At 42.4% G+C, this 19420-nt stretch carries 15 protein-coding genes; 13 read left to right on the top strand and 2 right to left on the bottom strand.

Features of this window, described 5'->3' with window-relative positions:
* The first annotated feature begins 144 nt into the window (after positions 1–144).
* The 12 genes from CEX98_RS13580 (at position 145) to asd (ending at position 16157) form a co-directional block, all read left to right on the top strand.
* Positions 145–642, top strand: coding sequence for a YcgN family cysteine cluster protein (locus tag CEX98_RS13580; RefSeq protein WP_099642596.1), 498 nt, complete (start codon positions 145–147; stop codon positions 640–642).
* 517 nt (positions 643–1159) lie between these two features.
* Positions 1160–2434, top strand: coding sequence for a sugar MFS transporter (locus CEX98_RS13575; RefSeq protein ID WP_099642595.1), 1275 nt, complete (start codon positions 1160–1162; stop codon positions 2432–2434).
* 350 nt (positions 2435–2784) lie between these two features.
* Complete coding sequence (locus tag CEX98_RS13570; protein ID WP_099642594.1) at positions 2785–4674, top strand: methyl-accepting chemotaxis protein; 1890 nt, start codon at positions 2785–2787, stop codon at positions 4672–4674.
* A 250-nt stretch (positions 4675–4924) separates the two neighbouring features.
* On the top strand, positions 4925–5674 hold the full coding sequence (locus CEX98_RS13565) for a DUF3450 domain-containing protein (protein WP_099642593.1): 750 nt from the start codon (positions 4925–4927) through the stop codon (positions 5672–5674).
* Between the two features lie 14 nt (positions 5675–5688).
* Entirely contained in the window at positions 5689–7056 is a 1368-nt protein-coding gene (locus CEX98_RS13560) for a MotA/TolQ/ExbB proton channel family protein (protein WP_099642592.1), read from the top strand.
* 2 nt (positions 7057–7058) lie between these two features.
* Complete coding sequence (locus tag CEX98_RS13555; RefSeq protein WP_099642591.1) at positions 7059–7586, top strand: MotA/TolQ/ExbB proton channel family protein; 528 nt, start codon at positions 7059–7061, stop codon at positions 7584–7586.
* Positions 7587–7608: 22 nt separating this feature from the next.
* Complete coding sequence (locus CEX98_RS13550) at positions 7609–8019, top strand: ExbD/TolR family protein (RefSeq protein ID WP_010378708.1); 411 nt, start codon at positions 7609–7611, stop codon at positions 8017–8019.
* A gap of 9 nt (positions 8020–8028) precedes the next feature.
* On the top strand, positions 8029–8634 hold the full coding sequence (locus tag CEX98_RS13545; RefSeq protein WP_099642590.1) for an energy transducer TonB: 606 nt from the start codon (positions 8029–8031) through the stop codon (positions 8632–8634).
* 21 nt (positions 8635–8655) lie between these two features.
* The gene (locus CEX98_RS13540) at positions 8656–9966 is read left to right on the top strand and encodes a tetratricopeptide repeat protein (protein ID WP_099642589.1); all 1311 of its coding nucleotides are present in this window, start codon (positions 8656–8658) and stop codon (positions 9964–9966) included.
* A 196-nt stretch (positions 9967–10162) separates the two neighbouring features.
* Positions 10163–11830: a hypothetical protein gene (locus tag CEX98_RS13535; protein ID WP_099642588.1), complete on the top strand. Its 1668-nt coding sequence runs from the start codon at positions 10163–10165 to the stop codon at positions 11828–11830.
* 77 nt (positions 11831–11907) lie between these two features.
* Positions 11908–14595 carry a TonB-dependent receptor domain-containing protein gene (locus tag CEX98_RS13530; RefSeq protein WP_099642587.1) on the top strand — a complete coding sequence of 896 codons (2688 nt, stop codon included), beginning with the start codon at positions 11908–11910 and terminating at the stop codon, positions 14593–14595.
* Positions 14596–15041: 446 nt separating this feature from the next.
* Entirely contained in the window at positions 15042–16157 is a 1116-nt protein-coding gene (gene asd / locus CEX98_RS13525) for an aspartate-semialdehyde dehydrogenase (protein ID WP_099642586.1), read from the top strand.
* A gap of 31 nt (positions 16158–16188) precedes the next feature.
* Here asd and CEX98_RS13520 read toward each other — a convergent pair whose 3' ends face one another.
* Positions 16189–16533, bottom strand: coding sequence for a hypothetical protein (locus CEX98_RS13520; RefSeq protein WP_099642585.1), 345 nt, complete (start codon positions 16531–16533; stop codon positions 16189–16191).
* Positions 16534–16766: 233 nt separating this feature from the next.
* Between CEX98_RS13520 and CEX98_RS13515 the strand changes: the two genes are divergently transcribed.
* Positions 16767–18761, top strand: coding sequence for a methyl-accepting chemotaxis protein (locus CEX98_RS13515; protein ID WP_099642584.1), 1995 nt, complete (start codon positions 16767–16769; stop codon positions 18759–18761).
* Positions 18762–18990: 229 nt separating this feature from the next.
* Here the strand turns inward: CEX98_RS13515 and CEX98_RS13510 are convergent.
* Positions 18991–19420, bottom strand: a 430-nt coding sequence (locus CEX98_RS13510) for an ATP-binding protein (protein ID WP_143484342.1), incomplete at its 5' end; no start/stop codon positions are given.

Below are 19420 nucleotides of genomic sequence, written 5' to 3'. Positions count from 1 at the left end.
CAACAAATCTGCATCATCAGCACAAACGCTTCGCTCGCTTTGAATTAATACCAACTATCCTATAGAATGCGCCGTTCATTTGAATGGCTTCATTCATCCCACTCAATGAACATGGTGGCAAGACAAAAATTAAGGGGCGAAATCATGGGCTTTTGGCAAGAAAAAACGCTTGAAGAAATGACGAGAGAAGAGTGGGAATCAATTTGTGATGGCTGTGGCAAATGCTGCCTCCATTCATTTATTGATAGTGATCATGATGAAGACGAAGCATTCGAAAGTACTGACTTTTTGCGTGAGGGAGAAGAGCTGCTCTACACTGATGTGGTATGCCAATACAATGATAAAAACACTTGTGGCTGTAGCCGTTATAGTGAGCGTCAAACGCTTGTGCCGTCTTGTGTTCAGCTAACTAAAGACAACCTCAAAGACATTTTCTTTATGCCTAATAGCTGCAGTTACCGTAGGCTCCACGAGGGCAGGGGGTTGGCAAGTTGGCACCCGCTTAAACACAATGGTTCTAAGCAAGCAATGATTGACGCCGGTATTTGTATCTTTGGTAAGGCCATATCAGAGCTTGATGTCGACCTTGAAGAAGACTTTGAATCGCACATAGTAGATTGGCCAAAGCACGATTGCGATTAATTTACCTCAGCGCTGTTCCAATTATCATTATTTATTGGGACAGCCACCGTTATAAGGCCCATTCAAAAACTTTATCAACACAGACCGACCAGTCTCCCACCAATGCATTCTGTTACGCTTATAGCAATTGAATTAATTCTCTAATCAATTTGGTATTACTCAATCTGAACTCGGGATAAGAAGTTGGTTAATCCACCAAAATACCTTAAAGCCTAATAACACGCTAACCAAAACATAAAGCGAATTTGTACGTCCATGGCTGGCCTGTTGCAAAAAAATTTAATGCAGCAGTAGGGGATAACAGCTGCAAGTGAACAAGTTGTTATGCCAAGTTCAGGTTACTTATAATGTCTACATCTCATATATTGCCTAGATTGAAAATTCAGCTAACTTTTACCTGAGAAAAACTTTTAATTTTATTTTAAGCCCAACATAAAAGGAACGTTCCAATAATTCGTTTGTGACTTTCTTGTAACGGTGTGTAGAATCAAGGTGAAAACTGACTGGAGTATCACTTGTGAGCGAAACAAATACAAATCAAACCTTCGTCACAAGCGGGAATAACGAGAATAATAATTATCGGCTTCCGCTTATTGCGATGACAACACTATTTTTTCTTTGGGGTTTTATTACGGTTCTAAACGACGTACTGATCCCGCGCTTAAAAGGCGTATTCGATCTCAACTACACAGAAGCGATGCTAATCCAATTTTGCTTCTTCAGTGCCTACTTTATTATATCCCTACCTGCGGGGTACTTAGTTAAACGCTTCGGTTATAAAAACGGCGTTTTAACTGGCTTAATTGTGGCATCTATCGGCTGTATCATGTTCTACCCAGCGGTAGTTGTGCATGAATATTGGATCTTTTTATCTGCTTTATTCGTCTTAGCCTCAGGAATAACCGTACTGCAAGTTTCTGCCAACCCTTATGTTGCCGCTTTAGGTGATCCACGCACCGCATCAAGCCGATTAAACTTGGCTCAAGCACTAAACTCTCTTGGCACAACCGTGGGGCCAATTGTTGGTGGCTTTTTACTATTTGGCTCTGCAGGCACGTTAACCGTAGAGGCGGCTGCAACCGCAGATGCCGTGAAAGTCCCCTATTTAATGTTAGCAGCAGCACTACTTAGCATTGCCATCGTCTTTGCTTTTTTGAAGCTTCCTGTTATCGCAGAGCACACTGAAGAGGTAGACTGCAAAGCAAAACACCATAACCTAACAGCAGCGCCACATTTAGTAATGGGTGTCCTTGCTATTTTTAGCTACGTAGGTGCCGAAGTCGCCATAGGAAGCTTCTTGGTTAATTACTTTGCTCAGCCTGAAATTGCCGGACTTGAGGAACATGCTGCGGCTAAACTTATCGGCTACTATTGGGGCGGTGCTATGGTTGGTCGCTTCATCGGATCGGCGGTGCTAAAAACAATCGCCCCTTCTAAAGCTGTCGCATTTAACGCCACCGTTATTATTCTGTTACTGGCACTCACTATGAGCACCAATGGCAATATTGCGATGGTTGCAGTACTGGCTATTGGTTTGTTTAATTCCATCATGTTCCCAACCATTTTCTCTATGGCTATTGAGGGCCTAGGCTCATTAACTAGTAGAGGCTCAGGATGGCTATGCTTAGCCATTGTTGGTGGAGCCATTGTTCCACTGATCCAAGGGGTAGTAGCCGATAACTTCCACATCCAAATCAGCTTTATTGTGCCTTTGCTGTTTTATGTCTATATCGCATGGTATGGCTTAAACGTTGTTAAACTGTCGCAAAAGTGGCAGGCCAAACTAAATTAATTGGTATTAAGAGGCGAGCATTGCTCGCCTTTTTTATTGCACACACATTATCTATCCATCGCTTGAATACGTATTCATAAACGAAAACACAGACGCCAAGTCGGAACGTTCCAAAAAATAAAGCCGCTACGCCACGATTTGAAATTCACTCCCCCCTGATCCGCTAAACTTAATTATTTTCGTCAAAGCCCTAAATCTGGTGAATTTACTGCCGATAATCAAAGACAAATCTTAGACTTTCTGTTAAATATAATGATAAGGGAACCGGTTTCCCAAAAGAATAACGAATAGCCAAAGACGACATCCACCTCGTTATTATTGGCAAAAAGAACAAGTTCAACAGGATCATCATGTTTAAAGCGCTAAAGTTCACCACCAAAGTAACCGTAGCAGCCTCTCTTGTACTAGTTATTGTACTGGGACTATTTACCGTAAATAACTTTCTAGTAATGCGAGACCAAACTCAAGCTCGCTTAACCTTGGTGCTGCAAGAAATATCCAGCTCGGTTTCACAAAATATTGCCAATTGGTTAAACGATAGGTTAGAAATCGTCGCCTCAGTAGCACATGGACACCGTGAGACTGACTCCAAAGAGCAGATCCGACGCCGCCTACAAACAGCTGATACCGCAGGTAACTTTAAAAACGTGTTTATCGGCACACCTGACGGCACATTCGTTTTAGACGACCCAAGCATCCAGTTACCGGCTGATTTTAATGCGACTAGCCGGCCTTGGTATAAATTGGCTGAGCAAAAGCAAGATACAGCATTTACCGCACCATATATTGATGTAACCACGAATGAATTTACTATTTCAGCGGTTGTCCCCGTTAAGTCAGCAGGGCGTTTTGCAGGGGTTGCTGGTGGTGATATCGACATGTCGACAATTACCGAAATCATCAACGAAATTGACTTCCTAGGGTTTGGTTATGGCTTTTTGCTTGACCAAAGCGGCAAAATACTCAGCCACCCAAACACCAAACTCAACGACAAACCAATGTCTGACCTATTTGGTGAACGTCTACCCTTGAGTAGAGAGTTTATTGAACTTGAAATAGATGGCACAGAGAAAATTGTCTCTTTTGTAAAAATGAAAGGCATTAAAAACGTCGATTGGTATTTGGGAGTCGTTATTAATAAAGAGATAGCCTATTCCTCCGTATCTTCATTTAGGAATATGGCCGCCATTTATATGCTGCTTGGGGTCATTGCCATTATTGTGATGCTGCAGCTTTTACTTAAATACCTAATGCGCCCTATGTATAACCTCAATGCTGCTATTAAGGATATCGCACAGGGGGAAGGGGATCTAACAAGACGACTTGAAGTTGAAAACCAAGATGAGTTTGGTGAATTGTCTGACTACTTTAATCAGTTTATTGATAAAATCCACGCCTCAATAACTCAGGTCAACAACACCACTGTGGCGCTTGAAAATGCAGTCAACAGCCTTGTGGCCCAGACTCAAGATACACTCTCGATGTATACTGACCAATCCAAACGCACTGATAGCGTAGCCACTGCAATAAATCAGCTGTCGTCCAGTGCACAAGAGATTTCAAACAGTGCCACCCATGCCTCTGAGCTTGCCAGTAATGCCAATAAACTATCGGTAGAGAGTCAACAATCGCTCACCGAGAACATTGAAGAAATAGCAGCGCTTACCGATAAAATGTCTCAAGCTCAAGAAACGCTGAATGGCTTAGACAAGCTATCGGGCAGTATCGGCCAAGTGCTCGAAGTAATAAAAGGCGTAAGTGAGCAAACTAACTTGCTTGCATTAAATGCAGCTATTGAAGCGGCTCGCGCTGGAGAGGCAGGGCGGGGCTTCGCCGTCGTTGCTGATGAAGTAAGACAGTTAGCGCAGCGCACCCAAGAGTCTACTCAAGAAATTGAAAGCACCATAGTACAATTACAACAAGGTTCAGCTTCGGCTGTTGCGGTAATGAAGGCCAGCCTTGAAGATTCGGCACGCAGTGCAGAGCGTGCCCAAGCATCTGGAACGAAAATGCAAGAAGTGAGTAATTCAATTGATGCAATAGATGGGGTTAACCATGCCGTGGCGAGTGCAACGAATGAACAAAACGCTGTTATTCAATCACTCGATAGCGATATTCACCATATTAGCGACCTCAGCTTACAGGGAAGCAACAACCTCACCGCGACGCTTGAAGAGTGTAAGTCATTGAAACTTCAGTTTGATGAATTAGAAAAGATGGTACTTAAATTTAAAGTCTAATCCTCGCTTTATTCTTTTAGAAAAGCCGCTTAACAAAAGCGGCTTTTTTATGATCCTTTTATGACAAAAAATACCTGCAACATCTCATTAACTACAAAAACACCAATAAAAACAGAACACTAAGTAATTAATTAAACAATAATGACAGCTGTAATATTTATGTATTAGTTGCGCAACATGGTTGTCATTTTCGCTATTTAGACTGCACCCAGTTTTTAGCAACTAGCAATTAATTTATAAGGTGTATGCGATGAAGTGCGTTAACCACTTGCTTATAGCAGGTATGCTAGCAACGGCCTCAGCCGGTGCGACAGAATTAAACCAAGTCATGGATAAAAGTGCAGCTATCAATAGCTCTGCATTAAAATCCCAAGAAAAAATAGATGGTATTGCTGATGACATGCAATCTCGTCTACAAAAGTTCAAAACATTAAACAAAGAAATCGATGGTTTATCGGTTTACAACGCGCAATTAGAAAAACAAATCAAAAATCAACTTGAAGAAATGGCGGCGATTAATACCGCAATGGATCAGGTATCTGTTATTGAGCGTCAAATCACCCCATTAATGATGCGCATGATCACAGGCCTTGAACAGTTCGTTGAACTTGACGTGCCTTTCCTACCTAAAGAGCGTGCAGAGCGTCTTACCCAACTAAAAACGCTGATGGATCGCGCAGATATCTCATCAAGTGAAAAATTCCGCCGCGTGTTAGAAGCTTACCAAGTAGAAGTTGACTATGGTCGCACTATTGAAGCATACACCGAGTTACTAGATGTTGCAGGTCAAGAGCGTGAGGTAGATTTCTTACGGATCGGTCGCTTAGAGCTACTTTACGTAACCAAAGATGGCAGCCAAGCAGGTTTTTGGAATAAAGAAACAAAAGCATTTGAAGCGCTTCCAGATACCAATATTAGCCAAATTAACAAAGGCATTCGCATCGCACGTAAGCAGTTAGCACCGGACATGTTAACGCTTCCAGTCCAGGCTGCAGAGTAATAGGTGAGACCACAATGAAATTCTTAAAAAAATTCACTAAACATGCAATTTTTGCAACCAGTATGGCACTTACAGCGTCTGCAAGCGCAGAGCAAGCACTTGATTTAGACTCTCTACTGAAAACACTAGAGCAAGGACAAGTAGCCCAGTCTCAACAAAATAAGCAACGTGAGGCAGAGTTTAAAGCGCAACAAAATAATCAAATTCAAATGCTAAACGCATTAACTGGTGAACGTAATCAGGCGTTAGCAAAATCAGAGCGCTTAGAAACGAATTTTGAAGAAAACGAAATCAAACTAGCTAACTTAAGTGACACCCTTAGCAAACGTATGGGCACACTCAAAGAGCTCTTTGGCGTGCTTCAGCAAGTCGCTGGTGATAGCTCGAACAAATTTGCTACCTCTGTGGTTTCTGCACAAATCAAAGGTCGTGATGACTACATGAGTGAGCTGGCAAAGAAAATGGGCTCTACATCACGCCTAGCCTCTATCGAAGACATTGAAAAGGTCTGGTTTGAGATGCAACGCGAGATGACAGAGCAGGGCAAGGTTTCCCGCTTTAATACTGAGGTGATTGTCGCAGGTGGTGCAAAGCAAAGTAAAGAAGTACTACGTGTTGGCGCATTCAACCTTATCGCAGACGGTAAGTACCTGACTTACAATAATGAAACTCAAACGCTGTCAGAGTTGACTCGTCAGCCTTCATCTCGTTTCACTGCCACAGCTGCGGACCTACAAAGTGCAACAACCGGTTCAGTTGATTTTGCACTTGACCCTACTGGCGGTTCAATCCTTGGTCTACTAGTTCAAGCGCCAAACACTGAAGAACAAGTACACCAAGGTGGTGCTGTAGGCTATGTTATTCTTGGCGTTGGTCTACTTGCGCTACTAATCGCACTTGAGCGTTTTGTATCTCTGATGTTGATGGGTGCTAAAATTAATCGTCAACTTAAAGACAACGTTGCTCGTGACGACAACCCGCTTGGCCGAGTGATGAAAGTAAAAGAGCAGTACCCAGATGTTGCCTACGACACACTAGAGCTAAAACTAAGCGAAGCTATCTTACGTGAAATGCCAAAAATCACGCGTAACTTAACGCTTATCAAGATTATTTCCGTAGTTGCACCGCTATTAGGTCTTCTCGGTACGGTTACCGGTATGATCAATACCTTCCAAGCAATTACTTTGTTTGGTACGGGTGACCCTAAACTTATGGCTGGCGGTATTTCTCAAGCCCTTGTTACCACGGTACTTGGTCTAGTTGTCGCTATTCCTACTGTATTCTTATACACCCTATTAAACACACGTTCTCGTAACTTGCTTCTTATTCTACAAGAGCAAAGTGCAGGGATCATTGCAGAGCGTAGCGAGAAAGGAGCGTAATCGTGGTTTTATTGCTTGATGCAATTAACGCTTTACGTGAGTTTCTTGATACAGGTGGCCAGGTTCTCCTGGTCATCGGTTTCGTAACCTTTGCCATGTGGCTACTGATCCTCGAACGCTTTATGTTTGTGTTTGGTAAATACAGAAGCTACAAAAACGAAGTGTTAGACACTTGGAACTCTAGAAAAGAGCGTAATAGTTGGAACGCAGAGCAGATAAGACAAGCAACTATCTCTCGCGTGGGGATTAAACTCAACGCTAACTTACCCTACATCAACGTGATGGTTGCCTTGTGTCCTCTATTGGGCCTACTAGGCACAGTAACCGGCATGATTGAGGTATTTGATGTAATGGCGATCACAGGCTCAGGTAGTGCACGGTCAATGGCTTCGGGAGTATCAAAAGCCACCATCCCTACCATGGCTGGAATGGTTGGTGCGCTATCAGGGGTATTTGCTTCTACCTACCTGCAGCGTAAAGCAAAACGTGAAGTTGAGTTATTAGAAGACAAACTGCTACTAGATCATTGATAGCTAGTGTGAGGAAAGAATTATGAGAGCACCACTTGCAAAAGTATTCCAAGAAGAAGAAGCCGAAGAAATCAATATGACGCCAATGCTGGACGTTGTCTTTATCATGCTTATCTTCTTTATCGTAACCGCTTCATTTGTAAAAGAAGCCGGGATTGACGTTAACCGTCCTGAAGCGGCGACTGCGGTTAAAAAGCAAAGAGCCAATATCCTAGTTGCAATTTCAGACACCGGTGAAATTTGGATTAATAAACGCCAAGTTGATATCCGCGCAGTTCAAGCAAACATCGAACGCCTGAAAGCGGAAAATCCACAGGGTAGCGTTGTCATCCAAGCTGACAAAAAAGCCACTACCGATACGCTTATCAAAGTAATGGATGCATCACGCGCAGCTGGCGCATTTGATGTGTCAATTGCAGCACAGGAGTCATAGGAACATACCATGCGTTACTTAATTGCTTTAGTAATTGCAGGCATAGTTACCTTTTTCCTTTTCTTGGGTATGCAAGCGCTTATCCAAGGAGGGGAAGGAGCAATGACAGACCCTGTAAAAGGACAAGTTCTTGATTTCGTCCGACTTAAAAAAGAAGAGACTGTAGAAAAGAAAGAACGTAAGCCGCAAAAGCCACCGACGCCAAAAGAGCCGCCTCCACCAATGGATGCACCACAGACACAGAATAACAATCTGGACGCGACGGGCGCGAATTTTGACTTCAGTGCCAATGTTGATGCTGATGTTGATTTAGCTGGTGGTTTAGCCCTTGAGTCTAGTGATGGTGAATACCTACCAATTGTTAAAGTATCACCGGTTTATCCAAGACGCGCACTATCTCGTGGCATAGAGGGTTACGTGATTGTGGAGTTTATTGTGACAAAGCAAGGTACGGTGAGAAATCCTGTTGTTGTCAGAGCTGAGCCCGAATCAATCTTTGATCAAGCTGCCCTAGATGCAGCACTGAAATTTAAATACAAACCTCGTGTAGTAAACGGTGAACCCGTTGAAGTAGCGGGAGTTCAAAATAAGATTTCATTTCAGATTAATGGCTAATAACCATTAAGGATTGCGATTATGAAAATGTTTAAGAAAATAACGTTATTAGGCGCACTGTTTAGTGCCGGTTTAGTTGCACCGAGTGTAGTGTCTATTTTACCGCATGTTGATATAGCAAACGCCTATGCAGACACTGAAACCAAAACGAAAAGGGTGCCAGCCCTTCGCGAAAAAGTATATAGTCAACTTGCTCGTGCGCAGAAGTTAGCAGACGAAGGACAAGTGGCGGAAGGTTTAGCAGCACTTGACTCTGTTAAAGAGCGAGCATCGAGTATGAACAGTTATGAAATAGCCATGATGCACAATTTCTATGGTTTTATTTACTATAACGAAAACCAGCTCGACAAAGCGATTGAATCATTTCAAGCGGTCATTGCAGAAGAGGCTATACCTGAATCGCTGCGCCTTTCGACTACCTTTAGCTTAGCGCAATTGGCGATGGCAAATAATGACTTTGAGCGCACTTTAAAATTCCTTGACGAGTGGAAGGCGGTAAATCCGCAAGCTCCAAAAAGCAATTTTTATATTTTAAAAGCACAAGCTCAATATCAACTGAAAAAGTATAATGACGCAATTAAGAATATAAATACCGCTATTAACCTCGTTGAGTCAGATGGTGACCTACCAAAAGAAAACTGGTTAGTTTTACAACGGGCGATTTATTACTCTTTAGGCCAACCAGAAAATGTAGCTTCTGTTTTAGAAAAAATGGTTAAGCTTTTTGACAAGCCACAATATTGGATCCAACTTGGCGGCATGTACGGCGAAATAGGAGCTGAGAAAAAGCAGCTGTCTACATTTGAAACGGCAAAGCAAAGAGGTTTTATTAAAACCAAGTCAGATTATATGCAGCTCGCTCAAGTATATTTAATGAACGCTCTGCCTTATAAAGCAGCCGAGGCGCTCAATAAAGGTATAGAAGCGGGTGTAGTGGAAGATAGCGCCAAAAACTTAACCTTTATTGCCGAAGCCTTTGTGCAAGCAAGAGAAGATAAAAAGTCAATTCCGTTTTTCCTTGCTGCCGCCGAGAAAGTTGACAATGGCAATTTAGATCAGCGACTTGCAGAAATATACCTCAACCTAGAGAGGTATGATGAAGCCGCCGACCACGCTCGACTTGCGCTCAACAAAGGAGACCTGACATTTGAGTCTAATGCCTATGTTGCGCTGGGCATGGCTCAATTTAATTTGCAAAACTTCGATGCTTCTATATTGGCATTTGAGCAAGCCGAAAAGCATAAAAAATCAGCAAATTTAGCAAAGCAATGGATTAAATACGTTAAACGTGAGAAAGTCCATGCTGAAACATTAAAACAAGCTCTTTTATAATATTTATAATCGCAACACCAAAGCCGCCTTCGGGCGGTTTTTTTATTTCTGCTTAAAAAGTTCCTTATTCTATTATGAAGATTTAATTACAAAAACTCTGTGTAATCTTCGTGTAATAAAACCCCATTAATTTAGTCACATCATTTAAACACAGTAAAAAAATAATTTTTTAAAAGTCTACTAATTGGAGTTAGCAATGGAACTAAAAAACCTCTTCAAAGTCTCTGCAATCGTCGCGGCTATGGCACTTACAGGTTGTGGTGGTGATATCGAAGTTACCCCTACTGTAAATGACAACAGTGTTAATAATTCAAATAACACTAACAACAACGGTGGCGAAACACCTCTTCCTCCGGTAGCAGAAAACCCATGTACAACTCGCACTGTGGGCAGCACTGAAGTTCAAGGTCAATTCCAAGCACCACACTGTGTATATGGCACGGACTTCGCGTCTAAATCTCTAGAAATTGAATCTGATATCTCATTCGCAAAACTTGAGAATGGCGGTGCACACGTATTTAAAGGCGCTTTGTTAATTGGTAAAGATTGTAACACTGCAACCGCTACAAATTGTACGATTGACGAAAATGGCCCAACACTTGATATTAAACCTGGTACGGTAATGGCGTTTACTTCTGGTGAATCGGTTGTTCGTATCGCGCGTGGTGCAAAAATCAATGCCGTTGGCACAGCAGAAGAGCCAATTCGCTTTACTTCAGCAGAGGAATTTGATGCATTTAACCTAGCTGGTATCGGGCCACAGTTCGCTGACTGGGGTGGTATCATGATTAATGGCTTCGGTATTACCAACGAATGTACAGATGCAGAGCGTGACGCAAACCTTTGTAACGCAGATTCTGAGGGTGTAACAAGTTACTATGGCGGTAACAATAACGCTGATAGCAGTGGTCAAATCAAATATGCGCAAATTTGGTATGCAGGTTCAGGCCCTCGTGATGGAGGCCCTGGAGACGACTTAAACTCGCTAACGCTTAACGCTGTAGGTTCTGGCTCTAGCTTTGAGTTCTTACACATTCACCAAGGCTTTGATGACGGTATCGAATTCTTTGGCGGCGCGGCTAGCATCAAAAACATCGTCGTAACCGACACTCAAGATGATGCAGTAGACGTAGATGCAGGTTGGCAAGGTAAAGGTCAATTCATTCTGGTTAAGCACGGCACAATTGAAACTAAGCGCGACGTTACCTATGCAGATGACGATGGCAAACCTGTTCTACTTCCAGCAGGCACAATTGGTTTCATGGGTAACAACGGATTTGAAACTGACGGTGAAAAAGCATCAGGTGCTGAGTATAGCCAGGCACCAGCATCGACACTTAACTTTGCTAACGTCACTGTGATTACTACTGATGGTAACTCTATCCGTGATGATAGTGAGTCACAAGGTATGAAGTTTGATGATGGTATCCGTGGTATGTACTACAACGCGCTAGTTGTTAAAGCTGAAGCGACTAATGGTACTGAATGTCTAGAATTTAAAGATGACAAAGCAGCTGCAAACGCAGAAGCAGATACACTAAACTACGACAGCTCGGTACTTGCTTGTGCAGCGAACTTCAAAAACGGCTCAGACCCACTACCTGCGGGTGAAGGCAAAGAAGATTGGTTTGCAAATGGTGGCGTTAACCAAATTCTAGATGGTGCTCAAGACGTACTTGCGGCAGATGGTTTCTCTACAAATTCAAGCTCAGCAGCAATCACTATTGATGCAAATGACCTAAGCGGCCTAAATGATAATTTCTTCACGACAGTTGATTACATCGGTGCAGTCTCTGATAAAGACACTTCATCTGAGTGGTATCAATGGGCTAAGAAAGCAATTGAGGCTTCAAACGCTGACTAATTATCGGTAATGACCTTAGTTATTACAATTAAGGCGCAGTCATTGCGCCTTTTTTATGATTTTTGGCAGGATTGCATATGGATACTCAAATGAAATTTAAAAAAGTTGCTTTAGCCATAAGTGCGGCACTCACCGTTGCAGCCTCTCTCCCCAGTGTTGCGGAAGAGGAGCAAGCGATTGAAGAAGTTGTTGCTGTAGGTACTCGTTTGCAAGGCAGTGCTGCAGCAGTAATCGAAGAACGTAAAAACCAAGCTTTCGTTGCAGACATTTTAGGTGCCGAGCAACTTTCTCGCACTGGTGACAGTGATGCAGCATCAGCGTTACGCCGTGTAACAGGTTTGACACTAGTTGACGGCAAATTTATTTATGTCCGTGGTCTTGGTGAACGTTATTCAAGTGCGCGATTAAATGGAGCAGCAGTACCAAGCCCAGACTTAACCAGAAATGTTATTCCACTCGATATTTTCCCAGCGAGCATCATCGAGAGTCTAGCAGTTCAAAAAGCGTATTCGCCTTCAATGCCAGCAGCATTTGGTGGTGGTAACATAGACATTCGCACCAAATCTGTCCCTTCAGAATTTACCGCAGGGATTGAAGTTGGTATAGGACAGAATATCAATTCAGATAAAGGCTATACCGTTAGCGGCACTGCTGAAGGTGTACCGCAGGCACTGCAAGATGCAGTAGTAAGATATCGTGGTAACTTTGATATCGGTGAAATAGTAGATAAAAATGGTTTTAAAGACCAAGACGGACTAACGCGTGCAGACCAAGCCATTGATGTTATCAAGGGTTTTGTGAGCTCTCTTCCTCGCGATATTCAAGTGAAAAAAGAGTCTCTCGATCCAAACTTTGATGTAAAAGCCAACATTGGTAATAGCTTCAAAGAAGATTGGCTAGGTGGCACCGTTGGCTTTATGCTAGCTGGTTCTTACGACAATGACTGGAACTACAGTGACCGCACTACCGGTGTGATTGATGATAGCCTTGCCGAGAACTGTACGTCTAAGCTTGAGACTGCGGAAGATACTGCAAACTCTTGTTATGTAACATTGAAAGAGTCAAAAGTTACAACAGAAACAGAGCGTATGAATGGCGTGCTTAATCTCGGTTATCGTCTTGACCAGCACAATGTTTCGTACTCTAAGATCTATCTAGAAGACAACGAAAGTGAGACAGACCTCTCAGTTTTACAAAGTCCAAACGGCAGTACCGTAAGAACCATTGCCGGGACTGGCGCAGCGCAGCGCTCACACCAGTTTAACTATGAAGAGCGTACCTTAGAAATTGATCAAGTTGTTGGTCAGCATACCTTCTTAGACTATTGGGGATTGGGTTTAGACTGGCAATACACAGAGTCTAAAGCACAAACCGATATTCCCACTGATATCGATTTTAAATTTATCGATAACTACAACGAAGACGGCAGCTATAAAAACTCAATCGTAACCGGTGATGATAACCGAGTAACTTACGCATATACCGATATGGAAGATAATGTTAAGTCTTACAGCGGTAACGTTACCTTGCCATTGAGTTTTGAGGGAATAGAAATCACCCTTAAAGGCGGTTATGATTTTATGGACCGTGCTCGTGTTTATAACACTAGCAACTTCGTTGTTAACAACAAAAATGGTATTTCTATCCCTGTAAACTTTGATGAATCTGAAATCAATTCAATTACTGGCTACCTTGATGATGAATTTATCGACAACAACACTTTCTTGTTGACGTTTAACGAACCTCAAGCACCAGCAGCAGATGATTACATTGCCGCTCAAAAGATAGATGCCGGTTATGGCGAATTTGATATTTTCTTCGACAACACTTGGCGGATCAGCGGTGGTATTCGTTATGAAGATTTTAAACAAGTGTCGCTTGCGACATCGAGCTTAATCTTCGACCGCGTCACCATGGAAACCATTTATGATGAAGATCGTATTTTGGCAGGGACTGTAAACGAAGATAATTTCTTTAATGCATTATCACTAACTTACTTATCTGACGGTAACTACCAGGTTCGTTTTGGCTATGGTGAAACTACGGTTCGCCCTGACCTTCGTGAACTTGTACCGGTTGCTTACTATGACCCATTAACCGATATTCGTACGTTCGGTGTAGCAGGGCTTAAGAGTAGTGATCTGAAGAACTACGATGCCCGTTTTGAATACTATATGGACAACGGCGACAATTTCTCAGTTGCTGCATTCTATAAAGATATTACTGCACCGATCGAAACCATCCTGCGCGTAGGTGATGAAGATTATACCGCTACCTTCGTTAACGGTGAAGAAGGTGAGGTATATGGTATTGAAGCGGAGTGGTTATATGACCTATCGGGCCTTGCTAGTGGCTTCTTCACTTCAGGTAACATAACCTTAAGTGATTCGGAAGTGTCGATTGACCCAGCGCGAGCAGGTAACTTAACCAACCCAACCAAGCGCATGACAGGTCACTCAGAGTATGTTGTTAATATGCAGCTAAACTACGACTCTGCAGATGGTCAGCATAGTGGCTCATTAGTATACAACGTATTTGGTGAGCGTATTTTGGCCTCTGGTATCGGTGGTCGTGACGATGCTTACGAACAACCATTCCATTCACTTGACTTGGTTTATACTTGGTATCCTGACTTTAACTCAAAAGTGAAGTTTAAAGTTAAAAACCTCCTAAACGAAGATCAAGAAGTAACTCAGTCTGACGTAGTAGTTCGACAAAAAGACGTTGGCACCTCAATTAGCCTGAGCTACAGCTACGAGTTCTAATGAACAACTAAGCTTACAATCAAAGCCAAGGTTCGCCTTGGCTTTTTTGATCTTTATCAAGCTTTCTAAATTTTTTCCTTCCTTATTCGTTATTTCATAGACTTGGATCTGTAACTTTGTGTATAGTTAGTCTATAAGATAGGAATATATCTAAATACTTCAGTAAGTTACTATCATGTTAATATGATTGTAATAGACGATTAGTAATATTACCTAAGAGCTTAATAAACAAAAACAATAGCTCAAATCGAACCGAGTTCTCATTAACGCAGATGCGTTTAATTAGGACAACCTTTACATGTTGTATCCAAACCCCGCCATGCGGGGTTTTTTATTGTTAATAATCATCATTTCTTGCTAGTCCATCACCAATTCTTTTGCTATGGTAGCCTTCTAGACATACGACTCACGCAATGAACCGTATAATCAAGATAAAGGCATATAACATGAAAAAAGTAGGACTCGTCGGCTGGCGTGGAATGGTTGGCTCCGTGCTTATGGAGCGTATGCAACAAGAAAACGACTTTGAAGTGATTGACGCGCATTTCTTCACAACCTCACAGACAGGCCAGCTTGGCCCTGTGGTAAAAGGAGCTGGAGAGCCAAAACCGCTTAAAGATGCAAGTAATATCCCATCACTTGCAGAAATGGACATTATTATCTCTTGTCAGGGGGGCGACTACACTAAATCGGTTTACCCTACATTGCGTGAACAAGGCTGGCAAGGCTATTGGATTGACGCTGCATCAGCGCTACGAATGGCACAAGACAGTATCATTGTGTTAGACCCAGTAAATAGGGATGTGATCCAGCAAGGTCTTGAGCAAGGTGTAAAAACATTTGTTGGCGGCAACTGTACTGTCTCCCTTATGCTGCTTGCACTAGGTGGGTTGTTTGAGCAAGACCTAATCGAATGGGTTAGCCCCATGACCTATCAAGCCGCTTCCGGCGCCGGTGCTAGAAATATGCGCGAACTACTGACACAGATGGGTGAAATTCATGGCGCTGTAAAAGCGCAGCTTGACGACCCGAGCTCCGCTATTCTTGAGATCGACAAACTGGTAGCTGAAAAAATTCAAGATGATACGTTGCCGCAGGACCAGTTTGGAGTGCCATTAGCAGGTAGTCTTATTCCTTGGATTGACGTGCCAATGGAGTCAGGACAAAGCAAAGAAGAATGGAAGGCGCAAGTTGAAGCGAACAAAATCTTAGGCTCTTCTAAACAACCTATTCCAATTGATGGTTTATGTGTAAGAATTGGCGCCATGCGCTGCCACTCTCAAGCCTTAACCATAAAGCTCCGCGAAAACAAGTCGGTAGAAGAAATTGAAGCAATTTTAGCTCAGCACAACGAATGGGTCCGTGTCATTCCAAATGAGCGAGACGTCAGTGCACAAGAGCTAACGCCAGTCAATGTTACAGGAACGCTCAGTATTCCAATTGGTAGGATCCGAAAACTAAGTATGGGTGAAAAGTACATCAGTGCTTTTACGGTTGGCGACCAACTACTTTGGGGGGCAGCTGAACCATTACGCAGAATGTTAAGGATCATTACAGGGTAAGTGATAAGGCGCCGTCAGGCGCCTTGTTTTTTTAGTCGATAACTTTAGTAAGGCCAATAAGCGCATTGTTACTTTCGCCGTCATGACACTTTATATTGCCACCATCTCTGTTTTCAATGACTAGACGATAAGCTGTACGATATTTTTCACCTTCACGGATAGCGTCTAAAACCGGCGCCAGCAAGTATTGATGCTCTGGATAAATAATGACAGGCTCAAGGTCAAACCCTGATTCACGTTCGTATCTTACTTCATAACTATTATTGCCGATTGCATAGATATCATAAAGTACACCTTTACAAGTAAATACTACCGCATACGACTTCAGTGAAATTAGCGCTAAGCTAATTACTACAAGCTTTATCAATCCTTTCATAAATTCCTCTATTTATCATTGAAATAAATGCCGACATTGGCAGTTTCAAAAATACCTAGTCAATGTGACATTACCACTTCAAAAGCGTTAACAATGTTAATTTTTTTACCTTTTAGAAACAAGAAGAAATAGAGAGCGGTTAACTTTTACTCACTAAAGCGCTCATGATGACCATGATGGTCTATAGTTACCTTGATTAAACAATAATCTACGCTCGCACTACGGAGAGATGAATGGGTATATTAAATAGATTCTCAATCATGCAGCTGACGCTCATCAGTTCAATATCGCTGCTAACACTTTTGCTTCTTTTAGTCGGGAAGAATGTGTTTAATAATTGGCAAACGTACGCAGCTGCTGAACAAGATATCAAGTACGTGATACTGCTTGATGCAATTGAAAAAGTAGCACATCATCATGCGGTTGAGCGAGGGTTAAGTGCAGGCTTTCTTGGCAACCCTAATGCACAGAATAAAAGTAAGGTAGATGCGCAAAGAACCAAGGCTGACGACTCAATTGCGACGCTCAAAGCAATTAGTACCACGCAGCTTAAAGACGATCGCAACGTACAAAAATGGCTTCCCTATATCTTCAATGTCGAAAGAGAAAAGTCGCGGATCCGCAGAGAAGTCGACAGTAAAAATGGCACAAATGCATTTGCTTACTACAGTAAATTGAATCAAGTTGCACTCAACACCGCTGCCAAAATTCAATCTTATGTTGCAGACAGAAAACTCTCATCAGAACTCTCTGTTGCGTTGTTAATAGCACAAAGCAAAGAGCGCTTAGGTCAGATCCGAGGTAAGGTAAATGGTGTACTCGCGAAAAAAGCCATTTCTAACACCCTAAAAGACGACATCAAATATTACCGCCAACAACTAGATTTATCATTACAACAACTAGAAACCGCTTTAGAAGGCTCAAGACTAGATAATATCCAAGACTTTTTAACGGGTACAGATACCAGTGAGTTTAATCAAGTATTAGACCAATTAAACCATTCAGGACCCATTGATTTTAGTACCTTACCATCGAGCTCGCAGTGGTTTACAAGCGCAACACAGCGCATAGGAAAACTCAAAAGCAAACTAGACGTCGTATGGCAAGAAACCATTGCAGACAGTCAACAAAACAAATCCGATATTGCTTTTGAAAGTATCCTGCTCTTTGCTGTATTTACATTCGTGCTGCTGCTAATCGTTGTTGTTAATTTACATTTGATCCGATCATTACGGTCAGAGCTTTCACAGCTTACCAGTATCTTAAAGCGTGTTGCAGAAGAGGGGGATTTAACCCTAGATATGCGACTAAATACGCGCGATGAGCTAGGACAGATCTCGGAGTCGATTTACAACACTATTTATGCTTTTAAAGACTTAATGGTTGGTTTATCAAAGTCTGTAGAGGTAGGAACTGAATTAGGCGAAAAAATGCATATAGCGGCTTCAAATGTAAATGATGATGCGCAAAAAACCCAAGAAATGGCCTCTAGTATTGCCGTAGCCATTGAAGAAATGGCGGCAACGAGCCAAGAAATAGCGAAACTCGCGCAAGATACGCTTGATGCCAGCGACCAGCTTAATAGTGAATCTGAGCAGCTCCTCAGTGATAACCAAAAAAACCTAGCAACCATGCAAACCTTATCAAATAGTATGAACGAAGTAGATGCCATGGCAGCAAGCATGGAAAAACAGGTATCTGAGATAAATACCATCTTGGATTCAATTCGCAGTGTTGCGGAGCAAACCAACCTATTAGCGCTAAATGCAGCCATCGAAGCCGCTCGAGCTGGAGAACATGGACGTGGGTTTGCAGTGGTTGCCGACGAAGTAAGAGGGCTTGCCAACAATAGCAAGCAATCATCAGAACAGATCTCTACCTTATTGTTGAGCTTGTCTGAGATAAGCCAAAATGTGGTTAAGTCGATAAGAGAGAACACTCAGCTTACCCAAAACACCATGACCGAAGTGGAAGAAACGCGCCAGGTTTCTCTACGTGTTAATGAACATAGTGCTCACGTAGAGAAGCTAACAACGTCAGTAGCAACCGCAGCCTGTGAGCAGTCCGAAGTTGCTAACGATATATCGCAAAATACTGCAGCGGTGCTTGAAGCCGCTAATCATGAGCTTGATACCTCGAAGAAACTCAACACCTTATTTAAAGATATGAAATTAAACAGCGACACGCTTCAACGAACAATGGATATTTTTAAAATTGATAAGAACTAACTAAACCTAAAGTCGGGATAAGAAGTGAGTTAATCGTAAGCTGCAGCGAACAAACGACGTTCGCTGCAGCTTGTTTATGGACAAAAACATTTTAGGCCTTCGGCTGTATTAGACGAATTTCGCATAAAAATTTCTATGGGCTAACGCCCGGCTCTACGGCTGTTAAAAGAGGAGGCGAAGCCGGACTTTTTAACAGTCCGACAGTAGCCGCTTGTTAGGTACTTCACACCTAGCCCTCCTTTCTCCACCGCTCTACTATTTTATCAAACGTAATATCTTTCCAACTTTCAGCCCATTCCTTGTAAGTATCGATGCTTGCAGACTTAGGCTCTGGATTTGGCTTTGGCAACTGAACTAAACTTGGAATAATTACAGAATCACCAACAACAAAGGCTTCGCCTTGGTTGAGCGATGGTAACAAATCTATAAGGCTACTTGAGCTATCAGGCAACAAAGCTTTGATGTAGTTTTGATCGACTCTATTTGTAAGTCGCATCGCAATGAAATTATTGCACTGTGAGAAAATCGTTTCTGACACTTCTGACGGGCGTTGGCTCACAACCATTAGACTTAGACCGTATTTACGTCCTTCTTTTGCAATTCTTTCAATAGACTTCTTAGAAGCTTTAAATTCGGCGCCGCCAGTCTTTGGAATGTAG

The organism is Pseudoalteromonas piscicida, from assembly GCF_002744175.1.
GTDB lineage: Bacteria > Pseudomonadota > Gammaproteobacteria > Enterobacterales > Alteromonadaceae > Pseudoalteromonas > Pseudoalteromonas piscicida_B.
Note: the sequence above shows the minus strand (reverse complement) of the source record. Positions and strands in the feature narration are given on the sequence as shown.